Origin of the sequence: Clostridium paridis (assembly GCF_016765615.1) — a bacterium.
Classification (GTDB): domain Bacteria; phylum Bacillota; class Clostridia; order Clostridiales; family Clostridiaceae; genus Clostridium_T; species Clostridium_T paridis.
On the sequence record NZ_JAESWA010000004.1, the window covers coordinates 33262 to 55390 of the forward strand.

The 22129-nt window shown below is 30.2% G+C and carries 12 protein-coding genes; 3 read left to right on the forward strand and 9 right to left on the reverse strand.

Annotated features, from left to right (window positions below; all coding sequences use genetic code 11):
• Positions 1 to 188 precede the first annotated feature (188 nt).
• Entirely contained in the window at positions 189 to 1508 is a 1320-nt protein-coding gene (locus JK634_RS00705; RefSeq protein ID WP_202765715.1) for an aspartate kinase, read from the forward strand.
• Positions 1509 to 1705: 197 nt separating this feature from the next.
• On the opposite strand, the gene JK634_RS00710 is transcribed toward JK634_RS00705, so the two are convergent.
• The 3 genes from JK634_RS00710 to JK634_RS00720 form a co-directional block, all read right to left on the reverse strand.
• Complete coding sequence (locus JK634_RS00710; RefSeq protein ID WP_202765716.1) at positions 1706 to 2707, reverse strand: acyltransferase family protein; 1002 nt, start codon at positions 2705 to 2707, stop codon at positions 1706 to 1708.
• Positions 2708 to 2931: 224 nt separating this feature from the next.
• On the reverse strand, positions 2932 to 3120 hold the full coding sequence (locus JK634_RS00715) for a ferredoxin (protein ID WP_202765717.1): 189 nt from the start codon (positions 3118 to 3120) through the stop codon (positions 2932 to 2934).
• Between the two features lie 94 nt (positions 3121 to 3214).
• Entirely contained in the window at positions 3215 to 4402 is a 1188-nt protein-coding gene (locus JK634_RS00720) for an anaerobic nitric oxide reductase flavorubredoxin (RefSeq protein ID WP_202765718.1), read from the reverse strand.
• A 255-nt stretch (positions 4403 to 4657) separates the two neighbouring features.
• Here JK634_RS00720 and JK634_RS00725 point away from each other — a divergent pair, with 255 nt between their 5' ends.
• Together JK634_RS00725 and JK634_RS00730 are read left to right on the forward strand one after the other, a co-directional pair.
• Entirely contained in the window at positions 4658 to 4816 is a 159-nt protein-coding gene (locus JK634_RS00725) for a hypothetical protein (protein WP_202765719.1), read from the forward strand.
• 15 nt (positions 4817 to 4831) lie between these two features.
• Positions 4832 to 4999, forward strand: a complete 168-nt coding sequence (locus JK634_RS00730; protein WP_202765720.1) for a hypothetical protein — start codon at positions 4832 to 4834, stop codon at positions 4997 to 4999.
• Between the two features lie 71 nt (positions 5000 to 5070).
• Here the strand turns inward: JK634_RS00730 and JK634_RS20360 are convergent, their stop codons facing one another.
• The 6 genes from JK634_RS20360 to JK634_RS00760 all read right to left on the reverse strand — a co-directional run bounded on the left by JK634_RS20360 (position 5071) and on the right by JK634_RS00760 (position 22048).
• Complete coding sequence (locus tag JK634_RS20360; protein WP_243425530.1) at positions 5071 to 6459, reverse strand: sensor histidine kinase; 1389 nt, start codon at positions 6457 to 6459, stop codon at positions 5071 to 5073.
• Between the two features lie 51 nt (positions 6460 to 6510).
• The gene (locus JK634_RS00740; protein WP_202765721.1) at positions 6511 to 8505 is read right to left on the reverse strand and encodes a PAS domain-containing sensor histidine kinase; all 1995 of its coding nucleotides are present in this window, start codon (positions 8503 to 8505) and stop codon (positions 6511 to 6513) included.
• A gap of 257 nt (positions 8506 to 8762) precedes the next feature.
• The gene (locus tag JK634_RS00745) at positions 8763 to 10304 is read right to left on the reverse strand and encodes a hypothetical protein (protein ID WP_202765722.1); all 1542 of its coding nucleotides are present in this window, start codon (positions 10302 to 10304) and stop codon (positions 8763 to 8765) included.
• Between the two features lie 137 nt (positions 10305 to 10441).
• Positions 10442 to 11929, reverse strand: a complete 1488-nt coding sequence (locus JK634_RS00750; RefSeq protein WP_202765723.1) for a putative bifunctional diguanylate cyclase/phosphodiesterase — start codon at positions 11927 to 11929, stop codon at positions 10442 to 10444.
• A 953-nt stretch (positions 11930 to 12882) separates the two neighbouring features.
• A complete protein-coding gene (locus JK634_RS00755) occupies positions 12883 to 20187 on the reverse strand; it encodes a S8 family serine peptidase (RefSeq protein ID WP_338031201.1) in 7305 nt (2434 codons plus the stop codon).
• 46 nt (positions 20188 to 20233) lie between these two features.
• Positions 20234 to 22048: a S8 family serine peptidase gene (locus JK634_RS00760; RefSeq protein WP_202765725.1), complete on the reverse strand. Its 1815-nt coding sequence runs from the start codon at positions 22046 to 22048 to the stop codon at positions 20234 to 20236.
• Positions 22049 to 22129 lie beyond the last annotated feature (81 nt).

A 22129-nucleotide genomic window follows, 5' to 3' on the forward strand; every position in this document is an offset into this window, starting at 1 on the left:
TTAGTATAGATTTTTACCCTTCATCAAAAGAGAGGCCCACATTTTACCCGTGTGAAAGCCTCTCTTAAATTTTGCCCATTTTTTGAATCTAAAATAATTATCTTTCTATTCTTTGGAATTGCATATTTGCTTTAAAATTGTTATCATAATATTGTTATTTTTTATTATAAAATTGGGGGGCTATACATATGAAAAACACAATAGTAACAAAATTTGGGGGGAGTTCGCTTGCAAGTTCAGAGCAATTTAGAAAAGTTAAATCCATTGTAACTTCTAATAAAGATAGAAGATTTGTAGTTCCATCTGCTCCTGGTAAAAGAGATAGCAAGGACTATAAAATTACAGATTTACTTTATCTATGTAATGCTCATGTTAAAACTTCTATTCCTTTTGATGATGTATTTAAACTAATAGAAGAAAGATACTGCAGCATTGTTAGAGACTTATCTATAGATATTGATATCAATATTCCTCTTGAAAAAATTAAAGAAGATATTAAGAATGGTGCTTCAGCTGATTATGCTGCCAGTAGAGGAGAATATTTAAATGGACTTATTTTGGCTAAATATTTAGAATATGAGTTTATTGATGCTGCTGAAATAATTGTATTTAACGAAGGTGGCACTTATGATCAAGAAAAAACAAAAATTAAGGTTGAAGAAAGATTATCCAAGGTTAAAAATGCAGTAATTCCTGGATTTTACGGAGCTAATGAAGAAGGTGAAATTGTTGCATTTTCTAGAGGTGGGTCAGATGTAACTGGCTCAATTATCGCTGCCAGCATTAACGCTAGTTTATACGAAAACTGGACTGATGTCTCAGGATTTCTAATGGCTGATCCTAGAATAGTAGATAATCCTAAGGCAATAGAAAAGATTACTTATAAAGAACTAAGAGAGCTTTCTTACATGGGTGCTTCTGTTTTACATGAAGAAGCTATTTTCCCAGTTAGAGAGGCTGGAATATATATAAATATAAAAAATACAAATAGACCTGAGGATCCTGGTACATTAATAGTTGATGATATACAAGATGTAAAAAATCATGGAAAAATTACTGGAGTTGCTGGAAGAAAAGACTTTACTGTAATTGCTATAGAAAAAGCTCTTATGAATTCTGAGCTTGGTTTTACAAGAAGAATTTTATCAATTCTTGAGTCTTACGGAATTTCCTATGAAAATATGCCTTCAGGGATAGATACTGTTTCTTTAGTAATTGCTGATTCTCAGTTAAAGAATAAAAAGGACAAAGTAGTTGAAGAAATTAAGAGACAATGTTCACCTGATTCTATTGATGTTTATCCAAATATGGCTGTTATAGCTACAGTTGGGCGCGGAATGGCCAAGGCTACTGGAGTAGCTGCAGTATTATTCTCAGCTCTTGCAAAAGCAAATATAAACGTAAGAATGATTGACCAAGGATCAAGTGAGATGAATATATTAGTAGGCGTTGCTACTTCAGATTTTGAAAAGGCCGTAAATGCTATATATGCTGCATTTGAAAAGTAATTAACAAAAAGTTCAACGCTTATAGATCTAAGTTTCTAAAATTGAAAGAAATGAAGAGCAGAAATCACCGATTTCTGCTCTCTTGTTTATATACTAAAATTATTTATATTCAGCCTCTTTGTAATTTTTACATTTGGTTCATTTGAAATATTTATACTGTAAGATTTGTTAATCCTTTTATAACATCACCTATTAACTTACTTTAAAAGTATTTTTTTAACTCTAGTCTTTCTTAAAACTGTAATTAGTGCTGCGGAGATTAATAAAGAACAAATAAATCTAATCATTGTATTTGCAAATAATATTGGAGCAAGCACTGAAAGCCATATCATTATAATTTGATGTGAACAATAGATTCCTATACTGTACTCTCTACAAGCTTTAGAAATTTTAGTTGAAATATTCTTACTGTAATTAATTGCCCAAATTAATATTAAAGGTGCTGCAATTATTGCTGACAGATACATATTAGCATCTTTAGCAACACCAGTTTTATTTAATATAAATGCTTCAACCAATAAAAGTATAATTGAAATTATACTTAGCAATCCTGCTTTTTTTATCTTTTTATTCAGTTTATATTTATTAATAATTGCACCTAAAGATACAAAAAGAATTGATTCTGTAACGCCTATTTGTGGCATCATAAATATTGATGTGTACCCTTTAATCAATGGATTTATCAATGTTGCTTGAAATAATCCATAATAAGTATCACCGGTTGTCCCAAATAGATATAATACAAATCCAATCAAAAGTAAAATAAATATTTTATCTTTTTTTAGTAATGGTGATATTATAAAAATAGTAATGATTAATGAGGATATATACCAGAGGCTTCCTGTTATTCCAACTAGTAATAATCTCTCAATTAGAATTATAGGAGGTGCTCCTAAACTACTTAAGACTATCGGAAATAATGCTATAATCTCTATAGTTACCCAAGAAAGATAAAGAATTAGTAATCTTTTCAATGTTGCTTTAGGCTCTTTTTTTAATTGAATTCGGTCAAATAAAAAATAACCTGAAACCATAAAAAAAAATGGTACTGCAAGTCTACTAATTCCCATGCTCGTTGCAATCCATAAATTTTCATTTATTGAGTGAAAAGCCATTGTGTGAATTGATACAACTGCAACAGCAAATAGCAATCGTAAAACATCAATCATTCCATAGTAACTCTTATTATTTGTTTCCATGATACAGCCACTCTCCTTAAAAAATCACTTTAATATTTTATTTATTTTTTAAAATACAAATCCTTCTATACCATATTTACGAAAACTATTTTCTGTTTTCTGACACTTATATGAGAAAAAATAATTTCAACAAAAAAACTATTATCGCAATCCCTCACGATAATAGTTTCCTATTAATTAAATCTTATTAAGCATATATTAAATATAAATGCTAAGCTTCTTCTCTATTCTACTGTTATGGCAGATACCGGACATTGTTCACAAGCCTCATTTGCGCTTGCTAACAAATCTTCTCCTAGTTCATTTTCGATTGCTTTTGCCTTTCCATCATCATCCATATCAAATACTTCCGGACTTATGGCAGCACACAATCCGCATCCTATACATGTATCTTTATCTACACAGGCTTTCATTCTAATCATCTCCTTTATATAAGTTTATGAGCAAATTTTACCAAAATATTTATATAAAATACGTAACTTTAGTTACCATGTTAATGAAAGTTATCTATATTTTTTCAGCTATCATTTTTCCAAATTCTTTACATCTATCCATAGCTTCATCATCAGGATTCCAAAGTTCCTTTATACCATCATTTATCATTTCAAAGCCAGCTTTTGTTAACTCCTCTGTTATTATCTTAACCGATTCACCACTCCATCCATAGCTTCCAAAGCCAGCTGCTTTTTTACCTTTAAATTCTAATCCTTTTATCATTTCTAATATTGAAGCAGTTGATGATAAAATACCCTTATTAATTGTGGATGATCCTACTAAAACGATTTTTGACTTAAATACTTCTGTAATTATATCGTTCTTATCTAGCTTTGATGAATTTAATTGTTTTATTGTAACATTTGTATTTACACTCTTTATTCCTTCTACTATAGCCTCTGCCATCTTTGAAGTTCCACCCCACATTGTATCATAAACTAATGTAATTTGATTTTCAGAGTAATCTTTTGCCCATTCAACATATTTTTCTACAATTTGAAGTGGTTTATCTCTCCATATTATTCCATGACTTGGACATATCATATCTACAGGTAAATTAAATCCTAATATTTCATCAACCTTCTTAACTACAAATTTACTAAAAGGTGTTAATATATTAGCATAATATTTAATTGCTTCTTGATATAGTTCAAATTGGTCTACAGTATCATTGTACATATATTCTGAAGCATAATGTTGTCCAAATGCATCATTACTAAACAATATATTGTCGCCAGTCATGTATGTAAACATACTGTCAGGCCAGTGTAACATTTTAGCTTCAATAAATATTAATTTGTTTTCTCCAATATCTAATGTATCTCCAGTTTTAACAGTTACAAAATTCCAATCCTTGTGATAATGCCCCTTCAATATTTTAGCTCCATTTTTTGTACAATAAATTGGAGTATCTGGAATCTCCTCCATTAAATCTAGTAATCCGCCACTATGATCTGGCTCTGAGTGATTTGCTATTATATAATCTATTTTCTTTAAATCTACTTCTTTCTTTAAGTTTGCAACAAATTCCTTAGAAAATGGACTCCAAACTGTATCTATTAGTACTGTTTTTTCATCCTTTATTAAATAAGAATTATATGAAGAACCCTTATGTGTAGAATATTCTTCACCATGGAATTTTTTAAGCTCCCAATCAATCTTTCCAACCCAAGTAACTTTTTCATTTAACTTAAAACTCATTTATATTCCTCCAATCGAGATTTTATTTTCTATGAGTTTATAATATAATTTTTTAAATTTGTTTTCTGTGATTCAAATCAATTTATAACTTTAATTTCCCTACTTTAGAAAATAAGGAGTTTTTAACAAAAAACTACTAAATTATAATGAATTAAATTGTAAATACTAACTATAGAGCTTTAAATTTATTAAATTGCATATACATATTTAAATGAAAATTTTGTCCTTGTGCTCTATATTAAAGGAGGTACTTATATGAAAAACGATAATAGAAGAACTTTTGAGAAAAAAGAATTTTTAAGAAATGGTTCAAAAACTCAAGATCAATGGTCCAAAAATCGTGAAAACACTACTTTAGAAAAACCTGCTTTAAATGAAAGTGCAATTGAAGCTCAAAAAAGGGGCTTTGAGTAAAAGGTGGTGAATTAAATGAGTGAAGCTAAAAAATCTAAAGATTTAAACAAAGTAACTAAAAAAGAAATAGCTATGGGTGAAAGAGGACCTTATGTAAGTGAAGTTCAGTATTTTGATACACCTGAAGATTATAATGATGCTTTCAAAAAATATTATCCAGAAAATAAAGCTCCTAAGCTATAAATATAACATGGTAAAGGATTACTAAATATCTTATTAGTAATCCTTTACCATGTTATACTAATTGTACATTCTTATATTCCATATATATCTGAGAATTCTATTTTAATCTTTTCATATAAATTACTGTATGTATTGTAATTTATAGCTTCAACTGCTACTTCATCAGAAATATTTCTAATAGGCAATTCAATAATAAATTCGCTACCAACTCCCAAGCTGCTTTTCACTGTAATTCTTCCATTGTGTTTATCAACTAAAGATTTAACAAGTGCTAAACCCATTCCACTGCCTTCATGATTTCTCGTCAACGACTTATTTACCTGCGTAAATTTCTCAAAAATCATATCCAGCTTATCTTCTGGTATACCTATACCTGTATCCTCTATTGAAATGAATATAGATTCTTCTTTCTCAAATACATTAACTATTATCTTTCCTCCTCCCCCAGACTTAGTGAATTTAACAGCATTTGAAAGAATATTTAATATAATATTTTCAATTTTTTCTGGATCTGCGGCAATAATCTTTTCTTTTAATTTAGAGTTAAAAATCACTTTAACCTCTATATCTTTAATATATTCCTCAACTTCTTCAGTGACCTCTCTTACTATGTCTACAATATCTATGTTTTGAAAATTTATATCATAATAATCTGTATCGACCTTAGTAACTTCAATTATATTATTAAATGTTCTCATAAGCCTATAACAGTTCCTTTTCATTGTGTCTAAATATTTCCCAACAAATTTGTTTTGAGATTTGCCAGGTATATTTGTTACTTCAATAAGCTGAATTGCAGATAAAATAACGTTAATAGGAGTCCTTAACTCATGTGAAATATTTGAAAAAAACTCTTTTCTAATATTTTCGTATTCCATATTCTCACAAATTAGCTTATTATTTTCCTCTATGGTATTCTTTAGATTTATCAAATCCTCCTCAATATTTCTTCTTTCTTGCATTTCTTTTTGAAGAGTTTCTTTTGCCACTAATACTTCTAAATCAACTTCTAACCTTTCACTAAGTATCTTAATAAGCTTATAATTATTTTCATTTGTAAAACTATCTTTATTTCCAATGGCGCAAATTATTCCGAATATTTCACCATCTGGCCACTTGATTGGAACCTCAAAATTAAATTCCTCAAATTCCAAATCTTGAGTTATAAACCTTTGTTTATTCTTAACAATAGTTTTGCAATAAAGCTCTGATAGAAACCTATTACCATCTCCTTTTTCATAAGGATTTCCGCCATTTTTATTGGTAATAAATACTTCCACCTTTTCATCTTTAATATGCTTAATAAGTGCTATAGGTATGTTGAGTGTTATGGCCATAATATCAACTATTTCTTGCCATTTGCTCATAATTGAGTCAGATATCTCTGGTCTTTTATTTGAAGTAATAGTCAATGTAATTGGTTTTTCATGTATGCTAGCTTTTACATCAGAACATCTCATAATAACCCTTCTTTCATATTAAAACCCATTCAGAATAAATCCAACCATGTCTTAAAGAGAGTAAATATCAGAAAACTCAATATTCATTTTTTCTATATTTTTTTCTTTCTTAAATTCATAATCTTTAGTATTCACTACATTAACTTGATGAAAACCTCCATCTATTAATACAGGTAAATGAACTAAGAATTCTGTACCTTTGGTGAGCTTACTTTTTACTTCAATAGTGCCACCATGCATTTCTACAAGACTCTTTACAAGGTTTAATCCAATACCACTCCCTTCTTTTTTCCTTGCTAGAGAACTTTCTACTTGTGTAAACCTATCAAATATAGTTTGAAGCTTATCTTCTGGTATACCACAACCAGTATCCTTTATAGATATAATTATTTCTGAAATTCTATCGTATATATTTACCTTAATACAACCATCAGCTTCAGTGAATTTTATAGCATTAGAAAGCAAATTTAAGATTATTCTTTCAATTTTCTCCTCATCACAACTAATGATTTTTTCTTCGACTTCAGTATCAAAAATTAATTCTATATTCTTACCTTTAAGGTACTCTACTACAGAAGATGAAATTTCTTCCACTATATTTATAATATCGCTATTTTTTCTATTTAATTTATAGAATCCTGCATCTATTTTTGTTATATCTAAAAAATTATTTACTAATCTTAATAATCTGTAGCAATTTTGTTTCATCAATTTCAAATAATTTTTTATCTTGGCTATATTTATTTTTCCTTCATCATCAGTATACATCCCTAAAACCTGTACAGAACTTAGAATTATATTTAAAGGTGTCCTTAATTCATGTGATATATTTGATAAAAAGTCTGTTTTTATCTTGTCATATTCCAAAGTTTTCTCAAGTAATAGTTTTTCCTCAAGCATCTTTAACTTTAATTCTTCTAATTTAATCTTATCAGTCACATCTCTTAATACTGAAATAACGCATTCTTCATTATCATATATTATCTTTCTTGAATTCACCTCTAAAAAAATTTCAGCTTCATTATAGTAATAAGAATATATTTGAGGTGAAAGAACATTATTATAAGTTATTAAATCCTTCAACCTAGCATCAATAGTATCATACCATTTGGAGTCAATTATCTTTTTAAACTCACTTCCTATCATATCCTTTGGACTCTTAAATCCACTTAATTTTGCTAAGTTTTCATTTGCGAATATGATTTTACCATCACAGTGAACTCCAATATAGTCAGGTAAGGTTTTTAATAATGTTTCATATTTTTTTTCACTCTCATTTAATTTTTGCTCAATATTTTTTCTTATAGTTATATCCTTAAATACAACTATTTTTTTATCTTCTCCTAGAGAATTAATGGAGCATTCAACTTGTATTCCTTTATTTCCTTCACTTAATATATTGGTTTCAAAAAAACAAGGTTTCTTATCTACTTCAAAATTTTCCACTCTTCTGATAAATTCATCTCGATAATCCAAGGATATAAATTCGCTAATTTTTCTCTTCATAACGTTATTTATATCTACTTCGCCTAATAATTCTGATGCTTTTTTATTTAGGGCCTCTATCAAATTATGATTAGTAACAAATATACCTATTTGAATCTCATTAAATATACTTCTATTTAATGCATCCCTTGTTATATACTCATTTCTTATATTTTCTTCTTTCTTTTTTTCATTACTTATTTCCTTAATTATACTTAATACTATATTATTCTCCTCACTCCCAATATTTACAGAGAAGACTTCAACTTGAAATTCGTCACCATTCTTACAGCAATGGATATCTTTAAAAAGCTTTCCTTCTTCTAATAATCTTAGTATTTGATCTTCACCATTTTTCTTAATCTTTTTACTTATGTCATAAATTGAAAAGTTAGCAATTTGTTCACTGGTATATCCATATCTTCTTAATGCCACTTCATTTGCTTTAAGAATTTCACCTGTTGAAGGACAAATAAGTAACATAATTTCATTTGAGTTTCTAAACATATTTTCTAATATTAAATTTGAATTCAAGTACTTACTCATATCTTCAAAATCCATGTATATACCACCTTCATAAATGTTTGATTATTTTTGTTACCTCATTTTATAATTTCAACTAATATTTACAAAATCCTCCTCTTATATTAAATTTTTATTAATAATTACTTGTAACAAAAAAAGAACTAAATATAATTTTATGATTATTTTAGTTCTTTCAAACGATTAGTTTACTGCAGTTTTATTGTTATCTTCAATATAATTATTTATAACTTTTTCAAAACTTAAGACATCTTTCATTTCGCAAAAGCCAATTATTACTCTAAATCAATCGCTTCTTCATTTTCTAATGATCTATACCAGATATTATTTCTTATTACATCATTTCTATTTCTATCAACTAGAATAATATTTAGACCTTTTATAGAATCTAGTCTTAACTTTTTTTGATATTCTTTCTTTATATTTCTTATGCTGTTATTGTTCTCTTCTGTATAATGTAATATCACTATTGTTTTATTATAATCTTCTATTAATTCTCTGAACATCCCATTAATATGTCCATCGTCTGAATTAAAGCCAAATCCGACTATACAAATAATATCTGCCTCCATAAGTCTATTAAATAAATTTACGTATCTAGCGGACATTTTTACTGAGGTTAATGGCTTTATTCCACTTTGTGTAAAAAGAAACGGTACAATTACATGTTTTTTCATTTCATTTTCTTTCTCAGTAACTATTTTGTTAAGATAAGGATCATAGTAATCCTTTACTGAACCATTAAGGTAAAAAACTTCTTTTCCAATTATATCTTCTATAAAAGAATTATAATTGGTAGTACCAACCGCAACCAATTCATAATCATCCTCAAGCTTTAAAATGTCATGATAATATCCATTTCCTTGAGCAATTTTCTCTTTATTTTTATCTGCTTGAAAATTTATATATCTTCTAACTGTATAAAGAAATATTATTATCTTACTGAATTTACCCCAATCAGTTTTAGGATTATATATATATCTCCAATTACTATCAATCAGTGTTTGATAATCCAACGCCCTAGAAAAAATATCTTCTAAAATCAACATTCCAAACTGTAAGATAACTTCCTCATTATTTGTTATCTCAAATATATTCTTCTCTTCATTTTCTATTAATAATTCTAAGCCTCTCATTCCAGTATTACTGTAATCTAATGAGAATACTGCCCCTAAGTCATCAAACAAATCAATTGTATCAGGGCTTTTTTCAAAAACTCCATCATTTAGCCTATGTATAAGTTCCTCTCCCAATGAACCTATTAGTAATTCTAAAATTGTTCTTGTTATATTTTTTATATTTTTATTAAATTCTTTACTAACATTATCAATTTGTATAAGTCTTAAAAAGGCTGAAAAATAATTAGTTCTAAAGATTTCGTTCATATCTGCGCCCAGCATATGATTTAACTTTATTTCTTGCCCATAGTTAAACTTACCTATCTCAACACCAAGTACTTCTTCAAAAATCTTATCAATATCTAATCCCTCTTTATACAATCCTTCTACTATAACATTAACATTTTCATCAAAGTGTCTTAAGTAATTTATTATAAGTCCTCTTTTATTTTCCAAGCTTCCTTTTACTATTGAATCGTATTGACCTTTGGTAAAGGCTGTTAACTTTTTGTTCTCAAAATCATCAGGTAGCCAACTTGAATAAGGTGATTGCTTATCTACATTTTTTAGTTGATTCTTTAAGCTATCTTTATCCTTTGATGTGTTCATTCTAAAAATATCCAATGCAAATTTTCCACCAGAAGGCAGACCATATGAGCATTCAGCTCCTGCACCTAGGAATAATGCTACTTTCTTCATAATTACTCCCCCTAATAAGTTATTAGTTGAACTTAAAACCCTATACAATATTTATACAAATCCATCTATATGAATATTATACAATATCTGTATAAACAAAAACACCAACTAAGCATAGTTGGTGTTTTATTTATTAGCTAACTAATCATTAATATTTTTTCAATCTCATTATTCGATATTGGCTTACTAAAAAGAAATCCTTGAGCTATATCACAATTAATTTTCTTTAAAATCTCGTATTGCTCATTTGTTTCAATACCCTCTGCTATTACTTTTAAGTTCAGCGTATGGGCTAATTGAATTATACCTGTTAATATATGTTTGCTATTATCAGAAACCGCGATATCATTTATAAAGCTTTTGTCTATTTTCAAGTTATCTATAGGAAGGTTTTTCAAGTAATTTAAGGATGAATATCCTGTCCCAAAATCATCCAATGAAACCTTTACCCCTAACTTTTTTAGTTTCTCTAGGGTTTTTATACTTCTATCTAAGGACTTAATTAATGCAGTTTCTGTAATCTCTAATTCTAATTGTTCAGGTTCCAAGTTATTTTCTTCCAAAACATTACTAACAATTTCAATAAAGTCACTTTGTTCAAACTGTATTGGTGATATATTTATTGCAATAATGTTTTTAATTCCTTTTTCTATCCATTTACTATTTTGTATACACGCCTCTCTTAGAATCCATTCTCCTAATGATATTATTAGCCCAGAATCCTCTGCTACACTAATAAATTCGGCTGGAGAAATTTCACCTAGTTCTTTACTATTCCATCTAAGCAAAGCTTCATAACCAATTATCTTTTTAGTTTCAACATTATATTGTGGTTGATACTTTATTGATAATTCATTATTTTTAATTGAATTTCTTAAATGTTTTTCTAGAATATCCTTTCGGTATATTTTTTCGAAAAGCATTTTATCATAAAAACGATATTTATTTTTTCCAAGCTTTTTAGCCTCGTACATAGCAACTTCTGAATTTTTAATAATATTATTTATATCAGTCCCATCATATGGGTATATGGCTATTCCTATATTTAGAGATACATATACTTTCTTCTCTTCAATTTTAAATTCATCATTTATATTGTTTATTATGGAATCAGCTAAGACTATTACCTCAGTTTTTTCTTTATAATTATCAAATAGAACTATAAAATCATCTCCACCCCATCTATAAATACTACATTTATCATCTATTACTTTACGCAATTGCTTCGCTATTAAAATAAGTAATTGATCTCCATAATGATGACCTAGAATGTCATTAGTATTTTTGAAATCTCCAATATCTAAAAATAATAATGCAAATTTTCTGTTTTTATTCTCAAAATCTACTATTTCATATAACCTTTTTATTAAATAGGATTTATTACAAAGCTTCGTTAAGCTATCATGATTAGCTAAATATTTTATTTTCTCATCTCTTTCTAGTAGTTCATCATATTGTTTTTTTAATTCTTTTTTAGTTGCTATTAATTCGTTCTTGGTATCCTCTACTTTAACTCCAGATTTTTTATCTCTTTTTATTACACCTAAAAGTATTAGAAATACAACTAGTACTAAAAAATGCAAAAAAATAAAATAACCTTTAAATAAATCAGTTGATAAATTCATAACATGCCATCCTATAACTAAATATTATTGTTACTTTCTCACTTTATTGTATGAAAAAAACAAATTCATTTGTAAAAATTATTGTTTTACGAGATAAATTTTACCACATAAGTTTTTATTTTACAACATAAAACTACATATAATTTGCATTTTCTACATACTTCTTCCATAATTACTTATATATATTAATTTGTATATGATATTTCATTAAAGTTATCATTTTTAGCCTGTCAATATGTATTTATTTTCCAGAATATTTATTATGTTTTTGGATAACTTAATATCAAGGAACAAATAAAGATTAAGCCAAGACTTAAATATATTTATAATTATTTAAGTTTAGTGTAATTATAAATTATTATTTATAATTGCGTGAATTCTATATGGTTAGGAAAAGTGTTATTATAGTCGGAAACTAAAACTTCTTATTATAATAATATTCCAACTTATCATATAGGGTTTAGCGAATATCATATATGGTGTTGAAATGATGTTATATAGCCGTGAGGTTATATAGGGTTGTGTAAATATCTTATATGGTAGAATGAACCATTATTATGAGTAGTGACTTATTTGTATATAGTCGAAAGATTATATATGTATAATAAATTATTTATAATAGTGCTAGTTTAATCTTATTTGTTTCCTGTAACACAATTAGAATTTTTTAATATAATATTAATTATCCAAATTTATAAAAATACTAATCACATGATGCTTCAATACTAAAAAACTTATTTTTTAGTATTTTTTTATTCATACATTTTTGTTAGAAAATAAAGGTAGGTGAAAAAGATGCAACTATTGGTACTTTCTCTAGCTATTGGGATGATATCTGCTATTTCATACGCAACTTTCTGTCTATTTAAAGAATATAAAATCAACTTAAAAAGATATAAAGATAAGCTATAATAGTATAAAAAGAAGTCTTTTTATAAAAGACTTCTTTTTTATTAAACCATTTTGGGTATTCTTACAAATAAATTTCCTAAATTATATTCAACTTCTTCCTTAAATATCTTTTGCTTTCCCATATAGACTGATGACATAACTGGAATTGCCATCATACCTTCTAATGCCCTAATGTTATCAAAACTTTTTCTTAGGTTTACCATTCCGTATCCCCAATTAGGATTAGGATATACATCTCCTGGGCGTTTATCTGTTCCTCTAATTAAATAAGTCTTAACTTTAGATGCATACATAGATGGGTCATTTTTTTCAATTATTCCCCACTGCAAAATAAGTGCAGAACAGCCAGCTATAATAGCCCCTGCTACACAGGACCCTGATACTGTCTTTGTCCCTCCACCTACCGCCGTTGTAATCTGATTAATTCCTCCTGCTACAATTTCTGGTTTAATAACATTGGCTGTTGTATATCCCTTGCCTGAATCAGCTACTATACTTCTATTATTTTGATTATAATATCCAACTGAAATAGTCTCCTCAGCTGTGGAAGGGCTCGTTAGAGTTATACTAGTCTTGGGATTTAAAAAACTAGTATTAGGTGCAAGTAATTCTCTCTGTAATAACCACGAATTATATTTTCCTACCACTATTAAATCTCCAATAAGCTTAAATTGCCATATACCCTCTTTTAAATTAGTTGCAGAAATAGTAATTCTCTCATCTCCTGTAATTTCTTCAGGTATAGAATATTCTACCGTCATCTTAGTTCTTTCATATATAAAATTAATCTCTGTCTTTTCTTTAATTTTAGGCACAATTCTTTGAATGATCTCTCCAGTTGGAGATGTTATTGAAAGTGAAACCTTATCTGGTCTAGATATCCATATTTCAAAGCGAATATTTTTTTGGTTAGGCCCTGCTCTTAATTCAATTAAAGATGTATCCCCAGTATTTTGTATTATACCAGAAGTATGAGTACTACTATTCCCCTGATTTCCTACTGGAGTCACAACTACTACCCCATTATATTTAGAAATTTCATTTATATACCTTTCCGTAGTTGATTCTCCATTATGAGCTCCAACATTTGTACATAATGGAGCATATATTACTATGGGTTTTTTAAGTTTACTAGATAGTTGGTATAGATACCTAATAGCTGGAAAAACTGCGGAAGTTCTATATGCGATAGTATCTCCATAAACTCCAAATGCTTCTCTTCCTGCCTTAGTAACAGGATTTAGCTTTATAATAGCTAGACTACTTAATGGAGCCACTCCTGTAAGATCTGGATTTACTCCTTTTGCTGCAATTATTCCAGCCATATTTGTGCCATTCCCTATAGTATCCTTTGATGGAACTATTGTATATGGATCCTGTCCATTTCTCTTTGCTTGAATAGCCTTATTAATCTCTTCATTTGTATATTCGGTTCCTGCTATAAGATTTGGATTTGGTATATCACTTTGTATTGTCTGATCCCATAAATCTACAATTCTAGATGTTCCATCCTCATTTATAAATTCTTCATTTAAATAATCTATCCCACTGCTGATTATTCCAATAATTACACCAGATCCATCAAGTTGAAGATATGGGCTATTATGAAAAGTTGGTGCAGCAGATGCATCTATAGCTGATATATCACACAGAGTGTAAAGTGATCCAACATCAGCATATACTATTTCAGGTGTATTCCTAATAATCTCATCAGCTTTATTATATGGCAAGGATATAACTGCCCGTTTAAAGTCCAAAACAAATACCCCTGTCCCAGGATATTTAGAGATTGCTGATACAATATCGCCTTTATATTCAACTATTCTATTTTCATTGCCTTCTTGTATAAAATAATTAATCTTTTTAGGAGCTGGTGTTTCTCTAGTATTTATTTTAAATATTCCTCTAATATTATCAAAAACCCCTTTTAGATTAACCATTCCATATCCCCACTCTGGATTTGGGTATATATCTCCTGGTCGTTTATCAGTTCCCCTTACTAAATAAGTTTTTATTTTAGATGAATACATTGTTGGGTCATTTCCATGAATTATCCCCCATTCAAATAACAACGCACAACACCCTGCAACTACTGCACCAGCCACACTTGAACCAGTAACATATCTAATTCCACCTCCAACTGCTGTTGTTATTTGATTTATTCCTCCTGCTGCAATACATGGCTGAATTTCCCCACTTCTTGTATAACCTCTTCCTGAATCAACCACAATTGAGTTATTGTTTTGATTATAAAATCCTACACCTATAGCAGCGGTTGCTGTTGATGGAATTGTTAATGTAATATTGGGATCTGGACTAAGGAATCTTGTATCTGGTGCAAGGAATTCCTTGGGAAGTATCCACGCATCATATTTTCCTATTAAAATCAAATCTCCTATTAGCCTAAAACGCCATATACCTTCTTTCATATTATTTGCGATGATAATTATCTTTTCCTCACCAGTTACTTCCTCCGGAATTAAGTATTCTATACTCATTTTAGTTTCTTCAAACACAAAATTAACTTGTAAGATTTCATTTAACTTAGGCGGTATTCTTCTTATAACTTCTCCTGAAGGAGAAGTTATAGAAAGTGCCACCTTATCAGGCTTTGATATCCATATTTCAAGATATATATTATTCTGTTCTTTTCCTATTCTAAGTTCTATAATTCCAACATCACCAGTTTTTTTTATTGTCCCAGAAGTATGCGTATTACTATTCCCTTGATTTCCAGTTGGAACTACAACTGTTATTCCATTAAATGTTGATATTTCATCAATATACCGTTCTATTGTTGATTCACCATTATGAGCTCCATTATTACTCCCTAATGGAAGAAAAATTACAATGGGCTTATTAATTTTATAAGAAAATTCATACATATGTCTTAATGCCAAAAAAATAGTTGTACTTCTAAATCCTATAACATTTCCATAAACCCCAAAATCATCTCTCACTGCCTGAGTAGCTTCACGTATTTTTACAACCAACAAGCTACTATTGGGGGCTATTCCTCTTAAATCTGGATTTACTCCTCTTGCTGAAATTATACTTGCCATACTTGTGCCATGTCCTACGGTGTCTTTAGAAGGTACAATCGAGTAGGGATCTCCCCCGTTATTTCGTGTTTGTATTGCTCTATTGATATCTTCATTCCTATATATGGTTCCAAGGGCTACCTCTGGTGATTCAGTAGTACCATCTATTGTCTGGTCCCAAATTTCTAGCACTTTTGAAGTACCATTTTCGTTTATAAATTCTGGATTTAAATAATCTATTCCAGTGTCTATAATACCTATAATCACTCCTGATCCATTTAACGGCAAGTATACATTATTGTAAAATTGTGTAGCTTGAGATGCATCAGCCGGGAATATATCACATAGTGTGTACATCCCACCTGTATCAACATATATTATTTCTGGAGTCCCTCTAGCAACCTCATCAATATGCCCTGCTGGAACAGAAACAATTGCTCTTTTATCATCAATTAAATATATACCTGTATTAGGAAACTTTTTTAATGCATTTACAATATCTCCTTGATACTCTATTACAAAATTTCTATTTTGGGGAAGCGTAAGATAATTAATTTTTTTAGCCTCATTACTTTCCCTTGTATCTCTAGCTTCCAACCCCCTTATATTATCAAAAACAGACTTCATATTTATAGTGCCATATCCCCACTCTTGATTTGGATAAATATCTCCTTCTCTTTTTGAAGTACCCCTTGTTAAATATGTTCTGATCTTGGTTGAATACATCTCGGGATCATTACCTTTCAAAATCCCCCACTGTAACAATAGTGCTACACACCCTGCAACTACAGCTCCAGCTACACTTGATCCACTTACTGTCGCTAAACCACCACCCACTGACGTTGTAACTGCATTTATTCCTCCTGCAGCTAAATCAGGTTTTATTTCTCCACTAGTTGGATATCCTCGACCTGACTTTTCCTCTATAGAATCAAAATTTTGGTTATAATAAGCTACTGAAATTGCTTCTCTCGAGGTTGATGGACTTGTTAAGGTCATATATGGATTCGGCCTAATAAATCTTGTTTCAGGTGCTATAATTTTTCTTTGAGGTAGCCAAGAATCATATTTGCCAATAGATACATTTTCACCAGTAAGTCTAAAAATCCAAATACCTTCTCTTATATTTCTAGCAACTATTGTTACTTGCTGATCTCCACTAATAACTTCTGGAATAAAATATTGCACAAACATTCTAGTCTGTTCATATATAAAATTAATTTGAGTTGATTCATTGAGTTTAGGAGGTATTCTGTCAACAATTTCACCAGAAGGAGATATAATTGACAAGGAGTATATATCTGGTTTAGGTATCCAAATATCAAATCTAATATCCTTTTGTTTTGCATCTATATTAAGTTCTATACTACTAGTATCCCCTTTATTTGCTATTAATCCATAAGTATGAGTATCTCCTTCCCCTTCATTTCCAGTAGGTGCGACTACAATTACTCCTCTTATTCTAGATACCTCATCAATATATCTTTCAACTGGTGCAAGTCCATTATGGCCTGTCATATTGGTACCTAATGGTACGTAAATGACCATTGGTCTTCCTAACCTTTCACTTAAACTAACCAAATAATTTATAGCTAAAAGTAAGGATGCCGTATGATATGTTGGTTCACTTCCATAAACACAATATCTTCTTCTTATCCTTTCACTAATATTAATTAGTTTAACAATAGCAAAATCGCACTTCGGCGCTATTACATCTATTTGAGGGCTAATCCCTCTTGCACCTATAATTCCTGCCATATTTGTTCCATGACCAACTTCATCTCTGGACGGAACTATAGAATATGGGTCTCTACCTGCCCTTTTCTCATTGATGGCCATATTTATCTGATCTCTTGTAAATTCACTTCCAACTGGTTGATTCTCTACCCTTCTACCACTATTACTTGTCTGATCAAAAATAGAAATAATTCTTGTACTACCATCCTTATTCATAAATTCCTGATTCAAATAATCAATTCCAGTATCAACAATTCCTACGACTACTCCCTCTCCGTCAAGTGATAAGAATTCATTACTACTAAATCTTCCTACTCCCGCTGCTTCACTTGGGGAGATTTCCATTAACGAAAACATGCCTCCCGGACTTCTATAAACTATGATATCACCCAATTGATCCAATATTTCATTAACACTTTTTCCATAGGAGACTATTATAGCCCTATATCTATCTATAACAGCAACTCTTGCATCAGGTATTTTACTTACTGCACTTGCTATATCTCCAGTATATTGTACATAATTAAAATCAAAATCATTGGAATTAGGATTTACTGGTTGTATTGCTTTTGAAGGTATCTTTTGTAGAATTGGAGCTATATTTTGTGGAACATTTGGTTGATTGCTAGACACTTGATTTTGAGGTGCATTTTGTTGTGATTTAGATATTTGAGTTTTAGGCGGTAAACTTTGTCCTGCTTGTGGCACTTGAACTTGAGGTATGCTTTGTTGAATACTAGGGGTTTGATTTTCCTGAGGAACTTGTACTATGTTCTTAGGTAGATTTATATTTATGTTTTGACGAATTTCTTTATTAAATTCATTATTGTCATCTTCTGAACTATTAATTCTTACATTAGCTACCTTTAAAAGCTCTAATGAATTATAAAGACAAACTGTTCCATATCCCCAACTTGGATCTGGATAAGTAATTTCTGTACGCTCTCTCCTTGCTCCTTTGCAAAGATAGTACTTTATTCTATCTCCATATAAAAACGGATCTTTTCCTTGTACTATTCCCCACTCCAAAAGAAGTGCACATATCCCCGCAACGTGTGGAGATGCCATTGACGTCCCTGATTTAAGATCAAAATTTCCTCCAGGCACTGTGGATCTTATTCCCTCACCAGGAGCAACTATATCTGGCTTATCAAAAGAAATTCTGAATCTTTTCCCTCTTCCTGAAAATGAGGAAAATGCATTTGTTAAATAGTTATAGCTTCCAACTGATATAGCACTTTGTACTGTAGCTGGAATCCCTAAGGTATTATACACATCAGGATTTAAAAATTTAGTACTAGGATTTATTGCTTCAGTTATAGGAAGCCACATATCAAAAATTCCAAAACTTTTGTTTAACACTCTTAAAATTATTGTCCAGTTTCCACCCGGTAATACTTCTGCATTAGGTAAAAAACTTATTGTTATTTCTCCATTTATGTCGAATGGTTTTGGCCCTGTATTATAAATAATACATCTATCTACTCCAATAGTTAAATCTTTATATCCTTCATTTAAGCTTATTTGGCCAGTTCTCTGCCCTAATGGATTTGCTATTTCTATTGATAAATCAGTTAATAATGGCTTATATAACTGTAATGTTAGTGCTGGCTCTAATCCAGAAACACTTAATGAAATATTATTTACTTCACTTAATTCTCCTCCTACATGGTGAGCAGCATCTCCTTCATTTCCTGCTGCTATAACCATTGCAACCCTCTCAAGTCTACATATTGTTTCTATATATTGCTCTAAAAGGCTTGTTCCATTATGTGCTCCATCATTACTGCTTAGGCTTATGTTTATTACAAGTGGTCTATTTAATTCACTCGCTCTATCAATTAAAAACTTTATTCCTCTCATTATCTGAGTGCTTAGTGCATAGTTTAAATTTCCACCTCTTGTTGTCTTTACCATAGCTATTGAACTTTTATATGCTACACCCCAATTTTGTCTTGGAAGTCTTCCTCCTGCACAAGCAATCCCTGCTACGTGTGTTCCATGTTCAAGAGGATCTGTTACATTAACTATAGATAAGGGATCTGGAGATTTTAATGCCTCATCAATTTGCGCCTTAGTATATACTTTTCTATCTTCTCCTAAATCATATATAAATTCAATTCTAGTATTTCCTGCTTCATCTTTAAATGCCGGATGAGTATAATCAATTCCTGTATCAATAAATCCTACTAAAACTCCTTGACCTGAAAGTCCATATTGACTCCATGCATCTGTAACACATGCTGCTTTATTACTATTAAAATCTGAAGTAAATAGTACCTTTGGTAATTCAATGTACTGAGCTCCTTGAAGTTCAGATATTCTACGAATATCTGAAGCCTTAATCGTTACAATTCCAAATCCAAAACCCAAATCCTCTAAGGTACCACCTATCTTATTAACTGATTCGGAAAATTCCCTTATGTTATTACCATATAAAACTACTACCTCTATATTTCCTTTGTTTATCTTTTCATTCTCTGCTAATGATGCAATCTTATATATAAGTTGATCTGGTAATTTATTTAATAGGTTAATTTTAGTATCAAGCTTATTACTATCTATAATACAACACCCCGAATAATCTCTATATACCTATAATTATTCTAAATTTTTAGTTTTGAATACTACTATTTGGTATACGAACAAATAAATTTCCTTTATAAAATTCCACATACGCATTACCTTCTTTTATTAAGCCTCTATTTTCATTAACCAAACTTCTAATATTATCAAAAACACCTTTCATATCTGTAGTTCCATATCCCCAGTCTTGATTTGGATATGTATCTCCTTCTCGCTTACCTGCTCCACGAATTAAATAAGTTTTAATTTTTGTAGAATACATAGCTGGATCGTTTCCTTCAACTTGTCCCCACTGAGTTATAAGAGCAGCACATCCTGCAACTACAGCTGATGCTACACTAGATCCACTAATTACCCTAGTGCCTCCACCTACAGCAGTAGCTAATGCATTAATTCCTCCTGCTGCAATTTCTGGCTTTATTCTATTATCTCTAGTATATCCTTTTCCCGATTCCGCCACATTAGAATTATCATTTTGGTCATAGTATGCCACTGAAATTGCAGCTCTTGAAGAAGAGGGTGTGGTTAGTGTTATAAATGGATCTGGTTTCAAGAATTTTGTTTCTGGCGCCAGTAACTCTTTCGAATTCAAATATGAATCGTATCTTCCTACTACAACTAAATCTCCTGTGAGCTTAATTATCCAAATTCCTTCTTTTATGTCTTTTGCATTGATAAGAATTCTCTCATCTCCAGTTTGAGTTTCTGGAAGTAAGTATAAGATTGACATTTTTGTTCCTTCATATAAAAATGAAATTTCAGTTACTTTATTTGATGCTGGTGGAATTCTATCGATTACTTCTCCTGACGGAGAAACTATTGAAAGTGATAACTTGTCTGGTTTAGATCCCCAAATTTCAAATCTTATATCTTTTTGGTTTGGATCAATTTTAAGTTCAATATTAGCACTTTCTCCAGTGCTTCCTATTACACCTGAAGTATGATTATCACCAATTCCTTGGTTTCCAGTTGGTACTACAAATGTAACTCCTTTTCTTGAAGATAATTCGTCTAAATACCTTTCAGTTGTAGTTAATCCATTTCTTGGACCTATGTTTGCCCCTAAAGGTATTAGTATTACTATTGGTCTATTAAGTTGCACCGATAGATCATTTAGATATTTTATTCCTAGAAATAATCCTACACTTGAGTATGCTGGAGCATTTCCATATACTCCTTGCTCTTCTCTTAAACTTTTGTTCGCCTGTGCAAGAGTTACCATAGCTATCATTGCTTTTGGAGCAACACCTATTACATTGGGATTCTTTCCTCTTGCTGCTGCAATTCCGGCTATGCTGGTTCCATGACCTATAAGATCTCTACTTGGAACTATTCCATAAGGGTCTTTCCCTTGTCTTTTTGCATTGATAGCTCCATTTATTTCATCACTTGTATACTCTGCCCCAACGATTTCATCAAAAATTCCTATTATTCGAGTGGTACCATCCTCATTCATAAATTCTTCATTTAAATAATCAATTCCAGTATCTATAATACCTATTATAACTCCTGTCCCATCTAACTGTAGATAGGGACTAGTATGAAATAAGTCTGCTTGTGATGCGTTTAATGGAGATATATCACAAAGAGTATAAAGTGCATTTAAACTTACACTTACTATCACTCCTGAAAGTTTATTTATAACTTCGTTTATATCTCCTGATGAAAATAATATTGCCCTTCTGTCATCCATAATAATTACTCTTGCATTTGGGATACCTTTAACCCTATTTTCTATATCTCCTTGGTATTCAACTACAAAAGATGATGCTTCCTGCCAAGGAAATTTCTCATCAAAACTCCCTGGTTTAATTATCTTCTCTCTACGTTCTATATTAAACACCTCTTATACTCACAATATTATTATAGGATATTCAAATATTCTTTACCTAAATACAATTATTTTGATTATTTATCTCATCAC

Bases quoted from the DNA above. Each gene is read 5' to 3' on its own strand.
- JK634_RS20360 (WP_243425530.1), bottom strand. From the start codon at position 6,459: ATGAGATGTTCTGATGTAAAAGCTAGCATACATGAAAAACCAATTACA.
- JK634_RS00745 (WP_202765722.1), bottom strand. From the start codon at position 10,304: ATGAAGAAAGTAGCATTATTCCTAGGTGCAGGAGCTGAATGCTCATAT.
- JK634_RS00710 (WP_202765716.1), bottom strand. From the start codon at position 2,707: ATGGAAACAAATAATAAGAGTTACTATGGAATGATTGATGTTTTACGA.
- JK634_RS00750 (WP_202765723.1), bottom strand. From the start codon at position 11,929: ATGAATTTATCAACTGATTTATTTAAAGGTTATTTTATTTTTTTGCAT.
- JK634_RS00730 (WP_202765720.1), top strand. From the start codon at position 4,832: ATGAGTGAAGCTAAAAAATCTAAAGATTTAAACAAAGTAACTAAAAAA.
- JK634_RS00715 (WP_202765717.1), bottom strand. From the start codon at position 3,120: ATGAAAGCCTGTGTAGATAAAGATACATGTATAGGATGCGGATTGTGT.
- JK634_RS00740 (WP_202765721.1), bottom strand. From the start codon at position 8,505: ATGGATTTTGAAGATATGAGTAAGTACTTGAATTCAAATTTAATATTA.
- JK634_RS00725 (WP_202765719.1), top strand. From the start codon at position 4,658: ATGAAAAACGATAATAGAAGAACTTTTGAGAAAAAAGAATTTTTAAGA.
- JK634_RS00705 (WP_202765715.1), top strand. From the start codon at position 189: ATGAAAAACACAATAGTAACAAAATTTGGGGGGAGTTCGCTTGCAAGT.
- JK634_RS00720 (WP_202765718.1), bottom strand. From the start codon at position 4,402: ATGAGTTTTAAGTTAAATGAAAAAGTTACTTGGGTTGGAAAGATTGAT.